Origin of the sequence: Nocardioides sp. NPDC057577 (genome assembly GCF_042801335.1) — a bacterium.
Taxonomy (GTDB): domain Bacteria; phylum Actinomycetota; class Actinomycetes; order Propionibacteriales; family Nocardioidaceae; genus Nocardioides.
Window position 1 is genome coordinate 1 of the sequence record NZ_JBHVGB010000066.1, and the last position, 17,763, is coordinate 17,763.

Annotated in this window: 18 protein-coding genes; 12 read left to right on the forward strand and 6 right to left on the reverse strand. The window is 69.7% G+C overall.

The genetic code is table 11. The annotated features are described in order from the left end of the window. Positions 1-13: 13 nt before the first annotated feature. Positions 14-1,519 carry an amidohydrolase family protein gene (locus ACFU7D_RS14870; protein WP_378868235.1) on the reverse strand — a complete coding sequence of 502 codons (1,506 nt, stop codon included), beginning with the start codon at positions 1,517-1,519 and terminating at the stop codon, positions 14-16. 54 nt (positions 1,520-1,573) lie between these two features. Then, positions 1,574-3,136, reverse strand: coding sequence for a helicase HerA-like domain-containing protein (locus ACFU7D_RS14875; protein ID WP_378868238.1), 1,563 nt, complete (start codon positions 3,134-3,136; stop codon positions 1,574-1,576). 49 nt (positions 3,137-3,185) lie between these two features. On the opposite strand from ACFU7D_RS14875, the gene ACFU7D_RS14880 reads away from it, so the two are divergent. Both ACFU7D_RS14880 and ACFU7D_RS14885 read left to right on the forward strand, forming a co-directional pair. Continuing rightward, positions 3,186-3,479, forward strand: coding sequence for a type II toxin-antitoxin system VapB family antitoxin (locus tag ACFU7D_RS14880; protein WP_045551249.1), 294 nt, complete (start codon positions 3,186-3,188; stop codon positions 3,477-3,479). A gap of 28 nt (positions 3,480-3,507) precedes the next feature. Further along, on the forward strand, positions 3,508-4,023 hold the full coding sequence (locus ACFU7D_RS14885) for a LytR C-terminal domain-containing protein (protein WP_378725481.1): 516 nt from the start codon (positions 3,508-3,510) through the stop codon (positions 4,021-4,023). A gap of 12 nt (positions 4,024-4,035) precedes the next feature. On the opposite strand, the gene ACFU7D_RS14890 is transcribed toward ACFU7D_RS14885, so the two are convergent. After that, positions 4,036-5,526, reverse strand: coding sequence for a potassium/proton antiporter (locus tag ACFU7D_RS14890; RefSeq protein WP_378868241.1), 1,491 nt, complete (start codon positions 5,524-5,526; stop codon positions 4,036-4,038). Positions 5,527-5,635: 109 nt separating this feature from the next. On the opposite strand from ACFU7D_RS14890, the gene ACFU7D_RS14895 reads away from it, so the two are divergent. Beyond that, positions 5,636-6,754, forward strand: a complete 1,119-nt coding sequence (locus tag ACFU7D_RS14895) for a pyridoxal phosphate-dependent aminotransferase (protein ID WP_378868244.1) — start codon at positions 5,636-5,638, stop codon at positions 6,752-6,754. Between the two features lie 23 nt (positions 6,755-6,777). Here ACFU7D_RS14895 and ACFU7D_RS14900 read toward each other — a convergent pair whose 3' ends face one another. Next, entirely contained in the window at positions 6,778-7,212 is a 435-nt protein-coding gene (locus tag ACFU7D_RS14900; RefSeq protein WP_378725487.1) for a nuclear transport factor 2 family protein, read from the reverse strand. A gap of 201 nt (positions 7,213-7,413) precedes the next feature. On the opposite strand from ACFU7D_RS14900, the gene ACFU7D_RS14905 reads away from it, so the two are divergent. The 6 genes from ACFU7D_RS14905 to ACFU7D_RS14930 all read left to right on the forward strand — a co-directional run bounded on the left by ACFU7D_RS14905 (position 7,414) and on the right by ACFU7D_RS14930 (position 12,377). After that, on the forward strand, positions 7,414-7,860 hold the full coding sequence (locus ACFU7D_RS14905; RefSeq protein ID WP_378868247.1) for a winged helix-turn-helix transcriptional regulator: 447 nt from the start codon (positions 7,414-7,416) through the stop codon (positions 7,858-7,860). Positions 7,861-8,075: 215 nt separating this feature from the next. Continuing rightward, positions 8,076-8,465, forward strand: a complete 390-nt coding sequence (locus ACFU7D_RS14910; protein WP_378725491.1) for a tautomerase family protein — start codon at positions 8,076-8,078, stop codon at positions 8,463-8,465. Between the two features lie 113 nt (positions 8,466-8,578). Beyond that, positions 8,579-8,941: a hypothetical protein gene (locus tag ACFU7D_RS14915; protein WP_378868250.1), complete on the forward strand. Its 363-nt coding sequence runs from the start codon at positions 8,579-8,581 to the stop codon at positions 8,939-8,941. Next, positions 8,938-9,819: a hypothetical protein gene (locus tag ACFU7D_RS14920; protein ID WP_378868252.1), complete on the forward strand. Its 882-nt coding sequence runs from the start codon at positions 8,938-8,940 to the stop codon at positions 9,817-9,819. The genes ACFU7D_RS14915 and ACFU7D_RS14920 overlap by 4 nt, the downstream gene beginning before the upstream one ends. Then, positions 9,816-11,147, forward strand: a complete 1,332-nt coding sequence (locus ACFU7D_RS14925; protein ID WP_378868254.1) for a hypothetical protein — start codon at positions 9,816-9,818, stop codon at positions 11,145-11,147. Before ACFU7D_RS14920 ends, ACFU7D_RS14925 begins: the two co-directional genes overlap by 4 nt. Before the next feature lie 132 nt (positions 11,148-11,279). Beyond that, positions 11,280-12,377 (forward strand): hypothetical protein, encoded by a 1,098-nt coding sequence (locus tag ACFU7D_RS14930; RefSeq protein WP_378868257.1) that lies wholly within the window; start codon positions 11,280-11,282, stop codon positions 12,375-12,377. A 24-nt stretch (positions 12,378-12,401) separates the two neighbouring features. Here the strand turns inward: ACFU7D_RS14930 and ACFU7D_RS14935 are convergent, their stop codons facing one another. After that, positions 12,402-13,400, reverse strand: a complete 999-nt coding sequence (locus ACFU7D_RS14935) for a MerR family transcriptional regulator (RefSeq protein WP_378868259.1) — start codon at positions 13,398-13,400, stop codon at positions 12,402-12,404. A gap of 145 nt (positions 13,401-13,545) precedes the next feature. Beyond that, positions 13,546-14,034, reverse strand: coding sequence for a MarR family winged helix-turn-helix transcriptional regulator (locus tag ACFU7D_RS14940; protein WP_378868261.1), 489 nt, complete (start codon positions 14,032-14,034; stop codon positions 13,546-13,548). Positions 14,035-14,075: 41 nt separating this feature from the next. On the opposite strand from ACFU7D_RS14940, the gene ACFU7D_RS14945 reads away from it, so the two are divergent. The 3 genes from ACFU7D_RS14945 to ACFU7D_RS14955 all read left to right on the forward strand — a co-directional run bounded on the left by ACFU7D_RS14945 (position 14,076) and on the right by ACFU7D_RS14955 (position 17,747). Continuing rightward, positions 14,076-14,987: a DMT family transporter gene (locus ACFU7D_RS14945; RefSeq protein ID WP_378868264.1), complete on the forward strand. Its 912-nt coding sequence runs from the start codon at positions 14,076-14,078 to the stop codon at positions 14,985-14,987. Positions 14,988-14,997: 10 nt separating this feature from the next. Next, on the forward strand, positions 14,998-16,506 hold the full coding sequence (locus ACFU7D_RS14950) for a spermidine synthase (protein ID WP_378868266.1): 1,509 nt from the start codon (positions 14,998-15,000) through the stop codon (positions 16,504-16,506). Positions 16,507-16,967: 461 nt separating this feature from the next. Then, positions 16,968-17,747, forward strand: a complete 780-nt coding sequence (locus ACFU7D_RS14955) for a GntR family transcriptional regulator (protein ID WP_378725509.1) — start codon at positions 16,968-16,970, stop codon at positions 17,745-17,747. The last annotated feature ends 16 nt before the right edge of the window (positions 17,748-17,763 follow it).

A 17,763-nucleotide genomic window follows, 5' to 3' on the forward strand; every position in this document is an offset into this window, starting at 1 on the left:
TTGTTTTCCGGCCCTAGGCGCTGCGGTGGACGATCCGGCCACCGACGGTGGTCAGCACGACCCCGCCGTGGGCAATCGCGGCGAGATCCCCGACCGAGGCCCGGAGCGGGTCGATGTCGAGCACGGCGAGGTCGCCGCGTGATCCGGGAGCGACCGTGGGCTGACCGTCGACCGACGCCGCCAACGCCTCCTGGACGGTAAGTGCCTGCTCCGGGTGCCACGGCTCCTTGCCGTCGCGCGAGCGACCGACGGCGGCAGCGATGGCCAGCCACGGGTCGAGGGGCGCAACCGGAGCATCCGACCCGAGCGCGATCCGCACTCCCTCGTCGAGCATCCAGCGGGTCGCGAAGCAGCGGTCCTCCCGCCCGGGCCAGAGGTTCTCGGTCATCTCGCGGTCGTCGAGGATGTGCGCCGGCTGCACGGATGCGGTGATCCCGAGCCGCGCCATCAGCGGCAGATCCTCGCGTCGTACGAGCTGGGCGTGCTCGATGCTCCCGCGCGCCCCCGTCATCTCGTACGCCGCCAGTGCCTCCGACACCGCCCGGTCACCGATCGCGTGCGTGGCCACCTCGAGGCCGGCGGCGTGCGCCTTCCTCAGGAGCCCGTGCAGCTCGTCCGGTGACTGGTTCGGCGCTCCGCAGCTGTCCGGGTCGTCGGCGTACGGGTCACAGCACCACGCCGTCCGTGTGCCCAGCGAGCCGTCGCTGATGATCTTGAGCGGTCCCATCGTCAGCCGGTCCTCACCCGCGATCAGCGGGTCCCCCGTACGCCGCCCCTCGGCGATCGCCTCGTCCAGCTGGTCGGCGTACGTCGCGACCCGGACGCGCAGAAGGTCGCAGCCGTAGGCCCACCTCCACCGCCAGTCCTCGAGCCGGACGCCGACCTCGAAGTCGGTCATCCCGACCACGCCGAGAGCTGCGGTCCGGGTCAGCATCCGGCGGTAGGCCGCCGGGGTGCTCCCGCCGGTCTCGAAGAGCTCGGCGACCCGCGGATAGGCCTGGTACCACTCCGTCTCCTGCACCATGTCCTCGCGGCGCGGCAGGTCCACGGCGTCGAGCGCGGCGGTGTTCAGCCAGGCGTGGTGGAAGTCGTGGTTGACCAGGATCGCGGGGATGCCGCCGGTGACCGAGTCGAGCTCGGAGACGGTGCCCCAGCGGTCCCAGGTGCCGGCCGAGTGGCCCATCCCGACGATCGCCTCGCCCGGCTCACCCTGCTCATCGAGGGCGCGCGCGGCCGCGGCGACGCGCGCCAGCGCCTCGGCGGGCGAACGGGTCCCGTGCAGGTCCAGCCTGCTGGCCCGCAGGGTCCACTGAGCGAGGTGGGTATGGGCGTCCCACAGACCCGGCATGACCCAGCGGCCGCCCGCGTCGTACGCCTCGACACCATCCGGTCGGGACAGGCGCTCTCCGACCGCCGAGACGACACCGTCGACGACGAGCACGTCGACCACCCCGGCGGGCACGTCCGCCCGAGGTGAGAGGGGAACGATGCGTACGTTCCGGAGGAGAAGGTCGGGCATGAGCAGACGATAAGGATTCTGCCCATGCCCGAGCCAATCAGAAACCGGCCGGGCTCAGCGGCGCTTGAAGATTCCCCTGACGAGCTCCCTGGCGGCGGTCCGCGCGGCCTGCTTGAAGGCCGTCGACTTCACCACGGTCTCGATCACCGAGTCGTCGTCGTCCTTCGACCGCGATCGCGAACCCGAGGACTTCTTCGAAGCCGTCTTCTGGGCAGCCTTCTGCGCGGCCTTCTCCTCGGCCTCGGCCTTCGCGGCGGCCGCCGCCGCGTCCGTCTTCGCCTTGAGCTGGTCGGCGGCGGACTCGACGTCGACGGCCGCGGTGTACTTCGCCGCCAGCGGGGAGGCCGCCACGGCAGCCGTCATGGCCGCCGCTTCCGCCGGACCCATCAGCGACTCGGGTGCGCGCAGCCGCGTCCAGGCGACCGGCGTCGGTGCGCCGCGCTCGTTCATGACGGTCACGATCGCCTCGCCGATCCCGAGCGTCTGGATGACCGCCCCAAGGTCGTCGTAGGAGGAGGTCGGGTAGGTGTTGACGCTGGCCTTGAGTGCCTTGGCGTCGTTGGGCGTGGCGACCCGCAGCTGGTGCTGGATGCGCGAGCCGAGCTGACCGAGCACGTCGTCGGGGACGTCGGTCGGCTTCTGGGTGACGAAGAAGACTCCGACGCCCTTGGAGCGGATCAGCCGGACCGTGTTGGTGATCTGGTCGAGGAACGCGTCGGAGGCGTCGTTGAAGAGCAGGTGCGCCTCGTCGAAGAAGAAGACCAGCTTGGGCTTGTCGACGTCACCGACCTCGGGCAGCGCCCGGAACAGCTCGGCGAGCAGCCACATCAGGAAGGTCGAGAAGATCGCCGGCCGGTCCTGCAGGTTGGGCAGCTCGAGCAGCGAGATGATCCCGGCGTCCCCGTCGTTGCGGACGAAGTCCGTGACGGCGAACGCCGGCTCGCCGAAGAACTCGTCCGCGCCCTGGTCGGCGAAGGCGATGAGCGTACGCAGGATCACCCCTGTCGTCGCCGACGAGAGACCGCCCAGACCCTTGAGATCGGCCTTGCCCTCGTCGGAGACCAGCCACTGCAGCACCGCCCGCAGGTCGTCGAGCCCGACCAGCTTCAGGCCGGCCTTCTCGGCGTAGTGGAAGACGAGACCGAGCGAGGACTCCTGGGTCTCGTTGAGATCCAGGACCTTGGAGAGGAGCGTCGGACCGAAGGCGTCGACCGTGACCCGGACCGGGATGCCGGTGCCCTCGCCGCCCAGCGCGAAGTATTCGACCGGGAACCCGCGCGCCTGCCAGGCCTGCCCGACGGAGGCTGCCCGCGCGGTCAGCTTCTCGCTCGACACACCCGGCGCGGCCAGACCGGATAGGTCGCCCTTGATGTCGGCCGCGAACACCGGGACCCCCGCTGCGGAGAGCTGCTCGGCCAGCAGCTGCAGGGTCTTCGTCTTTCCCGTGCCGGTCGCGCCGGCGACCAGCCCATGCCGGTTCAACATCCCCAGTGGAATGCGAATCGGCGTCTCCAACAACGTCTCAGCGTCCGCCATCAGGCCCCCGAGCTCGAGGGCGGAACCCTCGAATTGGTAGCCGGGCCCGACCGCTTCTGAGAGAGCAGCAGCATCCGTCATGGGCCGACTCTATGTTGGGTTTTGCCCCGAGGGCGATACAGTCACGAGGGTGATCTTCAAGCGTGTCGGCGACTCTCGCCCCTACCCTGACCATGGTCTGACGACCAAGGGGTGGGCCGCGCTGCCTCCTCGGACGGTCCGCCTCGACGAGCTGGTGACCACGAAGGACACCCTCCAGCTGGTGGCGCTGCTCAACGAGGACTCGACGTTCTTCGGCGACCTCTTCGCCCACGTCGTGGAGTGGAACGGCGAGCTCTATCTCGAAGACGGGCTTCACCGGGCGCTCCGCGCGGCGCTCCAGCAGCGCAACGTGCTGCACGCCCGCGTGCACAGCCTCGGCTAGGGAGTTCCGAGCGGTTAGGCTCGGCGTCATGCTCGATTCGGCCCTCACGGGACTTCGTACGTTCATCATCCTCGCCATCCTCGCCGCCGCGGTCGCTCTGGCCGGGGCCTGGGGATGGAAGGCGATGACCGCACCCTTCCCGCAGAAGGTCGATGTCGGGCCGTGCGTGGACGCGCCGGTCAAGAAGGGCTCCGAGGTCTACCCGTCGCAGGTGGTCGTGACCGTGCTCAACGCGAGCACGCGGTCTGGGCTGGCCACCCGGGCGATGACGGACCTCGTCGACGCGGGCTTCGTCAAGGGGTCCACCGGCAACGCGCCCAGCGGCACCAAGCTGAGGACCGTCGAGGTGTGGACGCCCGACAAGAACGCTCCCTCCGCCGCGCTCGTCGCGAGCTGGCTCGGCGACGCGAAGATCGTCGAGACCAAGTCCGACCGCCCGGGCATCGTGGTCGTCACCGGCGAGAACTTCCCCGAGGTCACCGGCGGCGACAAGACCGTCACCGCCAAGGCGGACGCCACGATCTGCAGCCCACCGGTCGAGTAGGGCGAGCCCAGATCAGCGCAGCCAGCCTGCGAGCCGTCCCTTCCGGCTGACCAGCTCGAGGCGCCGTTCGGCGAGCTCACGCTGGTGGCGGGGTACGACGACCAGGACGACGTCGCGGGAGCGGAGGACCGTGGTGCTCTCCGGAACCATGGTCCGTCCGTCGCGGATCAGCAGCGACACCGACGACCCCGTGGGCAGCCGGAGCTCACTGACCTCGACGCCGTGCAGGCGGGACTCTCGCGGGATCCGGAGCTGGATCAGGTCTGCCGCGATCTGCTCCAGCGGAGCGACGTCGAGGTCGAGCGAGCGCGGGTCGTTGGGGCGGGCGACCCCGAGCACCCGGGCGACCCACGGCAGGGTCGGGCCGGTCAGCAGCGTGTAGACGACGACCATCACGAAGACCAGGTCGAAGAGCTCCTCGGCCCCGTCGACGCCCTCGGCGAGCGGGATGGTGGTGAGCACGACCGGCACCGCGCCACGCAACCCCGCCCAGGAGACGAAGGCGGTCTCGCGCCACGTCATCCGGGAGACCACGGTGCTGACCAGCACGGAGGCGGGCCGGGCGATGAAGGTCAGGATCAGGCCGGCGACGAGCGCGAGGCCGATCGTCTGGAGGTCGATGCGCCCCGGGGACAGCAGCAGCCCGAGCATCACGAAGAGCCCGATCTGGGCCAGCCAGGCGACGCCCTCGGCGAAGGACCTGGTGGCACCGCGGTGCGGGAGCTCGGAGTTGCCGAGAATGAGCGCGGCCACGTAGATCGCCGCGAACCCGGACCCGTGCAGCCACGTCGCTCCGCCGTAGGCCAGGAAGGCCAGCGTCATCACCGCCAGCGGGTAGAGCCCGGCGGAGGGCAGCGCGGCCCTCCGCATCAGCCATGCCCCACCGAAGCCGACGACCAGGCCGACCATGAGGCCCAGCAAGAGCTCGCCCAGCACGATCCCGGCGACGACGACCGGATGCTGCTCGGCGATCGCACCGCTGGCGATCAGCGTCACGATCACCACGGTCGGGGCGTCGTTGAGCCCCGATTCCGCCTCGAGGACACCGGTCAGCCTCTTGGGCAGCGGCACGACCCGTAGCACCGAGAACACCGCAGCCGCGTCGGTCGGCGAGGTCACCGCCCCCAGCAGGAACGCCAGCTGCCAGGGCAGCCCGAGCAGGTAGTGCGCCCCCACCGCGACGATCCCGATCGAGATCACGACCCCGACCGTGGCCAGCATCAGCCCGAGGCCGAAGGCGGGACGTACGTCCTTCCACGATGTCGTCAGACCACCTTCGGCCAGGATCAGCGCCAGCGCTCCGAAGCCGACCGCGTGCGCGAGGGCGGCGTCGTCGAACCGGATCCCGAGCACCGACTCACCGAGCAGGACGCCCATCAGCAGGTAGATCAGCAGCGACGGGAGCCCGGCCTTCGTCGACATCCGCACCGCGAGGATCGCCAGGAGCGTGACCACAGAGCCGACCAGCACGAACAGGTCGAACTGATGGACGTCGAAGCTCATGTTCGCCGGGCCCCCCTCCGACCTCTGGGACTGCATCCTAATGTTTGGTTCCATGGACCGCTTGACTGTCGCCCAACGCGCGAACGTGCCTCCCTTTCACGTGATGGACATGCTCGAACGAGCGGCTCAGCGACAGCGGACGTACGGCGATCTCATCTCGCTCACCTCGGGGCAGCCGTCCACGGGGGCGCCGCAGGCGGTCAGCGCCGAGGCGGTGCGGCTGCTGCAGAGCGGTGATCCGCTGGGCTATACGCCGGCGACGGGGATCCTGGAGCTGCGCCAGGCGATCGCGGGGCACCATCGGGCGTGGCACGGGATCGACGTCTCCCCCGACGACGTCGTCGTGACCACGGGCGCGAGCGGCGGCTTCCTGGCGACGTTCCTGGCGGCCTTCGACACCGGGGACCGCGTGGCGATGGCCCGGCCGTCCTACCCCTGCTACCGCAACGTGCTGGCGGCCCTCGGGTGCGAGGTCGTGGAGATCCCGACCGGTGCGGCCGAGCGCTTCCAGCCGACGGTGGAGCAGGTGCGGGAGCTCCACGAACGTGTCGGACTGAAGGGGCTCGTGGTGGCCAGCCCTGCCAACCCGACCGGCACGATGCTGCTACCCGAGGAGCTGGCCGCGCTGGCTCGCTACTGCGAGGAGGCCGGGATCCAGCTGATCTCGGACGAGATCTACCACGGGCTGACCTACGGTGGCGACAGCAGCCGTGGCCGCAGCGCCTGGGAGACCTCACGCGACGCAGTCGTCTTCGGCTCGTTCTCGAAGTACTTCTCGATGACCGGATGGCGCATCGGCTGGCTGCTCGCGCCCACCCATCTGCGACGCGCGATCGACGTCCTGGTCGGCAACTTCACCATCTGCCCGCCGACCCTTGCCCAGCATGCCGCGGTGGCGGCCTTCACCCCGGATGCGTACGCCGAGCTCGACGGTCACGTGACCCGCTACGCGACGAACCGCGGGGTGCTCCTCGACGGCCTCCGCTCGCTCGGGGTCACCGAGATGGCCCCGGCCGACGGCGCGTTCTACGTCTATGCCGACGTCAGCCGCTGGACCGACGACACCATGGACTGGTGCCACCAGATCCTCGACCGCACGGGCGTCGCGATGGCTCCCGGCGTCGACTTCGACCCGGTCGACGGACACCGCTTCGTACGTCTCTCCTTCGCCGGGTCGGCGACCGAGATCGAGCAGGGCCTAGACCGCCTCTCCACCGTTCTGCGATAGGAAGTCCCCGCTCCGCCTGGCCTTCACTCCCCGAACGGAGTGGCGGCTCCGCCGGGCATCACTGCCCGGTCGTAGTACTCCCGGCACGAGACGATCTTGAGGTCTCGGTCCAGCACCAGGACGGCGACCGAACGACCGCTGAAGGGCTTACCGGTCGCCTTCATCTTTCCGCCACCGAGGTCGTCACCGGAGAAGGTGCCTCGACCGGTCACCTCCACGACCACGAACCCGTCACCGGTGTGGATGTCCTCGACCGACATCACGAAGTCCGGGACGGCTGCCCGCCACAGACGGTGGTGGGTGGCGATCAGGTCGTGTCCTCGGCGACGCACCCCAAAGGTCACGTCGAAGTACTCGCCGTCCTCCGCGTAGAGGTCGACGAAGGCTTCCGGGGTCGGCGAGCTCCAGGCATCGGCCCACTGCCGGGCCACATCGGCCGGGGTGGTGGTCGTACTCATGGCAGACAAAGAGTTCTCCCTGTTCAGTGCGGTCGAGATCTGGTCGAGTCTGCTCAGTCAGAACATTCTCCTACTAAGACTCGAATTGAGTCGGACTATAGACCACGCCAACTTCGGCCTCAACCACCTAAGACTCAAAAAAGGTTCAACTATGCGGACGCACGGACCCATCGGATTCAAAAGGAGTCCTACACTGGCGCCATGAAGCACGACGACCTGCAGGAGCTGTACTGCTCCGTCGCACGCACCTGGTCGGTGATCGGGGAGCGGTGGACGATGATGATCCTGCGCGAGTGCTTCCGCGGCGAACGTCGCTACGACCACTTCCGCCACAAGCTGGGCCTCGGCAGCAACGTGCTCAACGACCGGCTCCGGGTCCTGGTGGACGAGGGCATCCTGGATCGCGTCCAGTACCAGGAACACCCTCCGCGGCACGAGTACCGGATCAGCGACAAGGGCGCCGACCTCTACCCGGTGCTCGTCGCCCTGATGTCCTGGGGGGACAAGTACAAGAACGACGTCCCACCGGTGCGACTGATCCATCGCGCCTGCGGCCACGAAGCCGACCCACGGCTGACCTGCACGCACTGCGCCGAGCCCGTGTCCTGGCGGGAGATGACCGCCGAGTTCGAGCCGGACGCCTGGTAGCGACAGCAGCGCGGACCGGGGAGCGGTCCCGTCAGCAAGTGATGCCCTGAGCCTCTCGAAAGGTATGCAGCGGAAGGCGTACATCCCATGCGGAACTCCGCCAGGGATGTGCGCCTTCGCCTGCATACCTTGATGAGGGAACGCGTACGCCGCTAGAGTCAGACTCAATTCGAGTCTAACTGGGCTCGGTCAGCGCGGCTCACGGAGGTGGCCCAGTGCCCTACTACCAGTTCACGGTCCCGGCCGGCGGTGCGACGTTGCAGCACAAGGCCGAGGTCGCCGCGGCGACGACGAGGGTGCACACCGAGGTCACCGGCGCCTCGGGGGCATACGTCTACTGCTCGTTCGTCGAAGTCCCGCGTGGCAGCCTCTTCGTGGCCGGCAAGGCGATCGACGCGCCCCGGATGGTCGGGTTGATCCGCGCGGGCCGCTCGCAGGAGGTGCGAGCGAAGCTCATCCACGGAATCGCCGACGCGTGGTCCGAAGTCACCGGAGACGCCAAGGAGAGCCTGGCGATCTTCATCGACGAGATCCCCGGCGCCAACGCCCTGGAGAACGGCGCGATCCTGCCAGAGGTCACCGAGGAACCCGGCGCGATCTACTGAACACCGACGGTCGCCGTCCACGACAGGAGGCGATTTCGAGAAAGTTCACGATTTTACGTTTAGAACCGCTCCAACGGGGTAGGACCATCACAGAGACCTGTCCAAGGAGGGATATGTACGGCGACAGCGACGTGATCCGTCGTCGGGTGAGCCGTCTGCGAGAGCAGGCGGACGACATCCGCGCGAGTGCCGACAAGCTGGTGACCCAGGCCGAGGCCGTGCCGTGGCACGGTCGGGCTGCCGAGTCCCTCCGTGGGCGGCTGAAGGAGCGTGCCACCGCACTGCGGAGCTCGGCCGAGAAGCATGACCGCGCGGCCGACGCCATGGCCAAGCACCTCAAGCAGGTCGACCTGTTCAAGGAGCAGATCGCGGAGGCCGAGGCTCGCGCCGAGGCGCTGATCGCCGAGGACGCGCTCGACGGATTCGAGGCCCCTGAGCCGGGCCACAAGGACTGGCTGGAGGTCACCTTCCGATGACCACGATCGACCTGGGCCCCGCTCCGGCGGCGCCGACCGAGCCGTGGGCAGGGGTGCCCCGCCGCGTCGGCCTGACCCTCCCCGAGCTCACCCACGCCTGCGAGGCCATCGGGGCTCCGCTGCCGTTCGAGGTGGCGACGCACCTCGATGACGGGCTCGACGCCCGCCTGGGACAGACCCGCTCGGCAGCCGAGGCCGAGGCCCTGGCCCACGCCGTCGCCGGCTTCGGCGAGGGCAGCACCTCGCTGCGGCGCCGCGAGCTCCTCGACGCCGACGGAACCCTCGACGCCGGGATCGCCGGCGCGCTGGGGCTCCTGGCGACCCCGGAGGTGGTGATCGACCTCGATGTCGTCGTCGACGGCCTCCGTGGCCGCGCCTGGCACCGGCAGAAGGGAGAGGCCGCCGCCTCGCTCGCCACCGTGGACGGGCTCGTCTTCGAGCTCTCCTGGTATCCCTCGGCGGCCTGGTCGACAGAGCTCGGCCGCACCGCGACGGTGCCGGGTGAAACCGCCCGGCTGACCTCGGCGGTGCCCGAGCAGCTGGAGGTCCCGTTCGCGACCGCTGACGCCGTCTTCGAAGCGCTACGCACCGGGCGCGGCGACCTGGTGCCGGTGCTGACCGACGGCGACGTAGTCGTCTCGAGGGCCCTCGAGGCACTGTCCACCGAGGCCCACGGTCGGCTGCGCGCCATCGTCGCGACGACCGTCGATCCGGAGAACCCGCTGATCGGCACGGTCTCCTGGACGCTGGTCAACGACGGCTGGCGTTCGATGCGAACGGTGTCGCTCGATGGCGAGCTGACACTGCTGATCACCAGCGTGGAGCCGTCCGAGCTCGCCGCAGACCTTGCCCCTGTTCTCGCGGAGGTGGCCCGATGAGCCCGACTTCGTCCAATGATCCGATCAACCGCCTGGGACCGGTCCCGAGCGGCGCCCCCGACTCGGTGCTTCCGCCCGCGGGTCCGGAGGACAAGTACGCGCAGATCCTCGGCCTGGCCGGTTCCATCGGCGACGCCGGCGCGCAGCTGCGCGAGTGGGCCGAGCTCGGGCCTGCGATCCTGACCGACGACGACGTCACCTCCTCGGCAGAGCTCTCCGCGAAGACCTGGGAGCCGGCGGAGGAGGAGATCCGGGCCGCGATCTCCGAGAAGGGCGGCGTCCTCGGGCTCGGTCAGGCGCTCGACGCCGACGCGCTCTCGGTGCGGGCGACCGTGCAGACCTACCGCTGGATCGACGAGCTCCAGGCCGCTGCCCGCAGCACGCTGGGCGCCATCGCGGCCAACGCGCTCGACTACCTCGCCCCCGAGGTCGAGCTCGGCGGGTCGCTGCTGTCCGCCGGTCTGATCGAGACCGACGCGCTCGACCGTGAGGGCGTCACCGCCTATCTCGGCGAGCTCGCCCAGGGCCATCCCGAGCTGATGGACCACATCGCCACCGGCGGCGGGCTGCTCGAGTCGCTGGAGCTGCGCTCGCTGCTCACCGCCGACTTCCCGCGCGGCGACGAGGCCGGGGCAGCCACCGCCGGCGCGCTGCGTGCCGCCGGCATCGACGCCTTCACGACCGACGCCGGGCACGCGCTGCGTGACGTCGGCGCGGCGCTGGCCGCCACCGAGGAGGACACCCCGGTCGGCGACGTCACCGCCGCCACCCCGGCCACCATCGAGGAGCTGATCCGCACTCTCGAGGCGACCGAGACCGGCGTCGCGGTCCAGAAGACGGCGCCGGGCCGCTACATCGCCTATCTGCCGGGTCCGTACGCTGGCAGCCGACGCCTGAGGCTCGTCTCGGGTGACCTCTCCGACTACATCGCCACCGCGTCACGGACCATCGAGGAGGCGGTCGAGGCCGGCTCGCACGTGATGCTGGTCGGTGCCGCGGCCGGTGGCACCGCGGCGGCCGCGATCGCGGCGACGGCCGGGGCTGCGTACGTCGTGGACCAGGTGGTCACCGTGGGTGCTCCCGGCGCGGCAGCGCCGCGGGTTCCGGAGACCACGCGGGTGTTGTCGCTGGAGGACCGCTCCGACCCGGTCGCGCTCCTCGGCGGGCTCATCAACGCGAGTGTCGGACACCGGTTCACGGTCGTCTACGACGGCACCACGGCGCAGGAGAGCCACTACGTGGCCGGCGGGCGGGCTGCGGACAACGCCGCCCACGGCGAGCTCCGCGACGAGATCGGGCGGATCCGCAGTCTGGGATACCTCGGCTGAGCGGCGGGCTTGCCCCGATGACGTGAGTCGATACGGTGTAGACGCCCTCGGCACCATCCCCGACCTCGCCGGTGCTCGGACACCGGCAAGTCGATCGCGGAGGGCACTCTGACGCCTACCGGATCGGTCCCTGTGAAGTCCATCGTCGTCCACGCCGGCCTCCCCAAGACGGGCACCTCCGCGGTCCAGGCGTTCTTCCACACCAACACGGAGAAGCTCGCCAGAGCCGGCATCTTCTACCCTCGGCACAGCGTCGACAAGAACGGCATCAGCGCCGGGAACGCCGGCTCGCTGATGGAGCGCTCGGGCCATCTCTTCGTGGCTTCGGCCCGGGAGGTGACCAGGACGCTCGGGGAGTTCGAGGCCAGCGGATGCCACACCCTCCTGCTCTCCTCCGAGGCGTTCCTGCCCGAGCTGCCCGGGATCACCGAGCTGCTGCCGCCGCACGCCCGGTTCGTCCTGTACGTCCGCGATCCCCTCGCCTTCCTGGAGTCCGACTACAACCAGCGGGTCAAGCGGCTGGGGCACGTCGATCCGTTCGAGGCGTCCCCTGATGCGTACGGCGGATGGCTGGGTCACCAGCACCTCTACAACGCGCTCGACTCCGAAGCGGTGCGCTCGCGGCTCGTCCTCCGGCCCTACCTCCCCGAGCTCTTCGTCGGCGACAACCTGCTCACCGACCTGCTCCACACCGCCGGGATCGACACCGCCGGGCTCGGCGACCTGTCCTTGAGGCAGGTCAACCTCTCCTACTCGCTGCACGCGCTCGAGATCAAGCGCGCGCTCAACGTCCTCCCGCTCGGGCCGCAGCTGCAGGAACGCCTCGACGTCCACCTCCAGTCCTGCCCCCTCGGGCCGACCAGCTACACGCTGATGCCGCCGGCCGACCACGAGCGGCTCCGGAAGGTCGCCGACGACGAGCTGCGCGCGCTGGCACTGCGGTATGACATCGACTCCCTCGAGCCCATGCGGGAGCTGTTGCGCCGGAAGCCGCAGAAGCCCTTCCACCCGCAACAGCTCACCGACGACGAGGTCGACGCGGTCGTCAGGCACATCGCCACCGTCGGCAAGCGGCTCACCCGCCGGATCGCCCAGACCCTCCACGAGCACCCCGAGATCGAGCTCGTCTACCCCTCCCTACGTGACTCGTTCGCCCGGGCGGCCGCCGCACTCGACACGGAGGCTTCGGCAAAGCCGAAGCGCCGTTGGTTGAGCCGCCGTAGCCGCTAGGCGGAGGCGTGTCGAAACCAGCGTCTACGAGAGGTCGGCGACCACGATCGTGTGGTTGTCCGGTTCTCCGGCGACGACGACAGCGGCGGCCACCGCATCGGCAACGGCCTGCGGGCCGGCCTCGGCGGTGATCAGGGCGTCCAGGTCGTCGACGAAGGAATGGACGCCGTCGGTGGTCAGCACCAGCCTGTCGCCGGGCAGCAGGTCGAGCGACATCTCGTCGGCGACGACTCCGGGGACGAGGGCGCGGTTGAGCAGCGCCCGGTGCTCGTGGGAACGAGCCTCGTCGGCGGTCAGCTGGCCGGCCTCGACCATCGCGGCCACGACCGTGTGGTCGTGGGTGACCTGGCGTACGGCTCCGTCCCGCACCAGGAAGACCCTGGCGTCGCCGATGTGGGTGACCCGCGCAGTGGAGCCGTGCAGGTCGACTGCGGTCAGGGTGGTGCCCGACTTCGGCACCTCCGCGAACACCTCCTGGATGGCCGACCTCAGCCCGCCGGCCGCGTACGCAGTCAGGGCCGCCCCGGCGAGATCGTCGCGGTCGCCGAAACCGTCGGCGACCGCGATCAGCTCGGAGGTGACCAGGACGGCGTCCTGCTGGCTCGACCGGCCGCCGGTCTCGTGGCTGACGCCGAACTCGGCGTGCAGGGTCTCGGTTGACGTAGTCATCTGATGTGCCTCGCTCCTCAATCGGTGGACGAGGACGGAGACCATGGTGCGACGCGTGGACGTGTCGGCCTCGACCTGGCGCCAGTAGGTCTCGATCTCGACCGCCGCGAGTGCGGCGGGCATGTCGACGACCTCCCGGATCCGGGCCAGCGGCATCCCGACCAAGCGCAGTGCGGCCACCAGGCGTGCGCGTTCCACCTGGTCAGGCGCGTAGCGGCGATAGCCGGAAGCCGCGTCCACCTCGGCGGGCAGCAGCAGACCGAGGTCGTCGTACAACCTCAGCGCCTTCGGCGTCAGCCCGGTCGCCCGGGCGAAATCGCCGATGTTCACAAGCCCCTCCAGGCCGCCGCTCATGCGACCGCTCCCGTGGCGCAAGCGCCAGAATACGAGAGCGGTCGCCTGAGGCTTGTCGTCGCTCGCTGACGCTCGCTCATGTTCACCATCCTCCCCGGTGATGGTCACCGGTGTCATCAGATTGGTGTCTGACCCTGGGGCAAGCTCAAGCCCCGGTCTGCTCGGCCCACTTCTCGAGCAGCCGGGCGAGCGAACGCCGCTCGGCCGCGGTGAAGACGGCGAGCAGGCGGTGCTCGTTGGCGATGTGGTCGGTGAAAGCCTCATCGATGAGCTCACGCCCGCTCTCGGTCAGCGCGATCCGGCGCCCACGACCGTCCTCGTCGCGGCGGTCACGGCTGACCCACCCCTGGGCCAGGCAGCGGTCGACCCGCTTGGTGACCGCGCCCGAGGAGACCATCGTCTGCTCGCCGAGCTCCTTCGGAGTCAGGGCGTACGGAGCGCCTTGTCGTCGCAGCGTGGCCAGCACGTCGAACTCCCCTTCACCGAGCCCGTGTTGGGCATAGACCTCGACGAGCTCGTCGGTGAGACGCAGCGCGAGGCGGTGCAGCCGGGCGATGACGGCCTGCGGGGTGATGTCGAGGTCGGGGCGCTCCCGCTCCCACTGCGCCATCACGGTCGAGACGTGGTCTGCCATGACAGTGGAATATATCTGACGAGGAAGATATTATCTCTTCCATGGAAAGTAGATTCACGACCCTCGCGCTGACCGCGATCGCCCCGGTTGCCTGGGGGTCGGGCTACTTCGTCACCGCCACGTTCCTACCGCCGGACCGGCCACTGTTCGGCGCCGTGATCCGGGCGCTGCCCTTCGGCCTGCTGCTCCTGGCACTCCGGCCCGGCCTGCTCCACGGCTCCTGGTGGTGGCGGACCGCAGCGCTCGGGCTGCTCAACTTCGGAGCGTTCTTCGCCCTCGTCTTCGTCGCCGCCTACCGGCTCCCCGGCGGCCTCGCCGCCACCCTGACCGCGGTATCTCCGATCGTGGTGATGCTGCTGGCCTGGGCCTTCGCCGGCGAGCGGCCACGGGCCGGATCGCTCACGGCCGGCGTCGTCGGCGCCATCGGCGTGGCCCTGCTGGTGCTCCGCGGCGGCGCGAGCCTCGACCTGATCGGGGTCCTGGCCGCCTTCGCCTCGGTCGCCGTCTTCTCCACCGGATTCATCCTCGTCAAGGTCTGGCGGCCGCCGGTCGGACTGCTCACCTTCACCGCCTGGCAGCTCGTCCTCGGCGGCCTCGCCCTCGCCCCCGTGGCCCTCCTCGTCGAAGGCCCACCGCCCGCGCTCGACCTGCCGGCGGTCGGGGGCTACGCCTACATCGGCATCGTCGGCACGGTCGTCGCGTACGCGGTCTGGTTCCGTGGCGCCCGGCGCCTTCCCGCCGCCGCGGTGTCGCTGGTCGGCCTGCTCAACCCGGTCGCCGGGATCCTCATCGGCCTCGCCTTCGCAGGAGAACATCTCACCCCGACCAGCGGGCTCGGGATGGCGTTGGTGCTCGGTGGCGTACTCCTCGGACAGCCTGCGGTGCTCGACCGGATCAAGGCCGGACGACGAGCAGAACCAGCCTCGCGTGCCGACGTTGGAGCAGCCGGATAGGTTCACCTCCATGAAACTGCGTGCGCGTGCGCTTGAGCTTCTCGTCTTCACCGTCGGTGCCGGCACCTTGGGGTCAGAGATGGCCGCGGCTCGGCTGCTCGCTCCGTGGTTCGGCGACTCGACGATCGTGTGGGCCAACACGATCGCGACGGTGCTGGTGGCACTCGCGATCGGCTACGCCGTCGGCGGCAGGATCGCCGACCGGAACCCGCATCCCTCCGGCCTGGCCAAGATCGTGCTCGCCGCCGCCGCCCTCCTGGCCGCGGTGCCGTTCGTCGCCGACCCGTTCCTTCCGCTCGCGGTCAGGGCGGTCGACCAGCTCAGCATCGCGACCTTCGCCGGCTCGCTCGTCGGGGTCGGCGTGCTGCTCGCGATCCCGCTCTTCCTGCTCGGCATCGTCAGCCCCTACGCCGTCAGGCTGAGCGTCGAAGCCGTCGAGGATGCCGGCCACGCGGCCGGGCGCCTCTATGCGATCTCGACGGTCGGCTCCCTGGTCGGCACCTTCGCCGCCTCGCTGTTCCTCATCCCGGTCGTCGGGACGCGGCGTACGTTCCTGATCTTCGCTCTCCTGATGGCGATCTGCGCGATCCCGCACCTGGTCAAGCGCCGGTTGCCGGCCTCGGTCGTGCCGGCGGTGATCCTCGCGCTGATCCTGCTTCCGACCGGGTCGATCAAGACGCTGACCAGCAACGGCGGCGAGGTGATCTGGGAGAAGGAGACGGAATACCAGTACGCCCGCGTGGTCGAGTACGACGACGGCAGCCGCTACCTCGAGCTCAACGAGGGCCACGCCGTGCACTCCGTCTACAACGAGGGCGAATGGCTCACCGGCGCCTACTGGGACGAGATGCTCTCGTTGTCGTACGCCGGCGCGGAGGCCCCGAAGTCGGTGGCGATCCTGGGCTCGGCCGCCGGGACGACCGCACGCCAGTTCGGCCACTACGCCCCCGAGACCCGGGTCGACGCCGTCGAGATCGACGAGGACGTCACCGAGGTCGGCCAGAAGCTCTTCGACCTCCAGGACCAGCCGAACCTCCACCTCCACACCGCCGACGCGCGCCCGTGGCTGCAGAAGCAGACCCGGAAGTACGACGCGATCATGGTCGACGCCTACCACCAGCCCTACATCCCGTTCTACCTGACCACGAAGGAGTTCTTCGCCCTGGCGAAGGACCACCTGAACCCGGGCGGGGTGCTCGTCGTGAACTCAGCCCACCCGGAGGGCTCGACAGCGCTGGAGAAGGTCCTCACCGCAACCCTGCGGACCTCGTTCGGCGAGGCCGTGTGGCGGTCGGACTCGGGCCCGACCAACACCCACCTGATCGCGACCGTCGACCCGGACGCCGATCCCGCCGCCAGCCTCGTCGCCACCGCGACGTCGCAGCCCGCGGACCTCGCCGGCACCCTCACTGACTCCGCCGCCCGGCTCGAGCCGGGCGTCCGGGGCGGGACGGTCTACACCGATGACGTCGCGCCGGTCGAGTGGCTCACCGACCTCAGCCTTCTCGAGGTTGCCTGACCCGCTCGGGCGTTTCACCTCACCGATCGGCGTCTTGCGCAGGCAGCCGACGCAGACCTGGTGGGGCGCGACCTTGCTGAGCCTTCGTGGCGGCAGCACGTGCCAGGTGCCCAACCGGCGGCCGCACATGGTCATCACGTACCCGTTGCTCCTCTTGACCGAACGAAGGTGCCAGAAGCTGCCTCGGTCGGTGCGGTAGACCAGCGGGTCCTTGGACAGGACCGGCGGCCTCTCACTGGATCGCATGCTGAGTCTGTCGTCTACGAACACGAATTCCCCCCAAGGAATGTCGATGGCTCTCGTCGTTGAGTGCCTCGAGACGCCGGTCTCCAGCGGGGGCCAGGTGCCCAACGCCCCGAGGCTTGTTCGACCCTAAGTCCACTCATTGCAATGGGTCAAGGCTGAAAGGGTGGGGCTATGCGGCTATTCGGGATCTGTACGCCTCAGTAACGTGTTCTCCCATGAGCAACCCCCGTCCGCGCGGCCTGCCGAAATACCTCCACGTGGCCGACTATCTGCGGGCCCAGATCGACGACGGCACCTACCAGCCCGGCGAGCGTCTACCGACCGAACCCGAGCTGATGGACACCTTCCCCTACGACCGCGCCACGATCCGGCGGGGTCTGGCGGTGCTGCGCAACGAAGGCCTGATCACCAGCGAGCAGGGCCGTGGCGTCTTCGTACGCGACGCCACCAAGACCCGCTACGACCTGATGAGCATGCTGATCACCGACCGGAGCCACCCGGCGAAGCCGGACGCGGCCTACAACCAGCCGCCGCGCGGCCCGGACGACGGTCTCTCGATCGAGCACGCCTACGAGGTGATCGCGGCCGGCGAGAAGCTGGGGGCGGCCTTCGAGATCGATCCCCGCAGCGAGCTCCTCAGCACCACCTACACCTTCTACATCAGCGGCGACGACACCGCGGAGTACCGCACCACGGCCTACATCCCGTATCCGCTGGTCATCGACACCCCGCTGGCCACCCCGACCGACGACTGGCCACAGCCTCCGATCAAGGACCTGCTCGCCACGGTCGGCGTGAAGGTGACCACGGTCGCGATGGACATCGAGTCGCGGATGCCGACGCCGCAGGAGACCTACGACCTGCAGATCCCCGACGGCACCCCGGTCCTCTCCGACCGGCGCCGGTTCCTCGCCGAGGACCGGGTCGTCTGCATCACCGACTCCGTCGGGGTCGCCGACCGGATCGTCTACGGACTGGACCTCAAGCTTCAGTGACCCCCGCTGGTCGAGC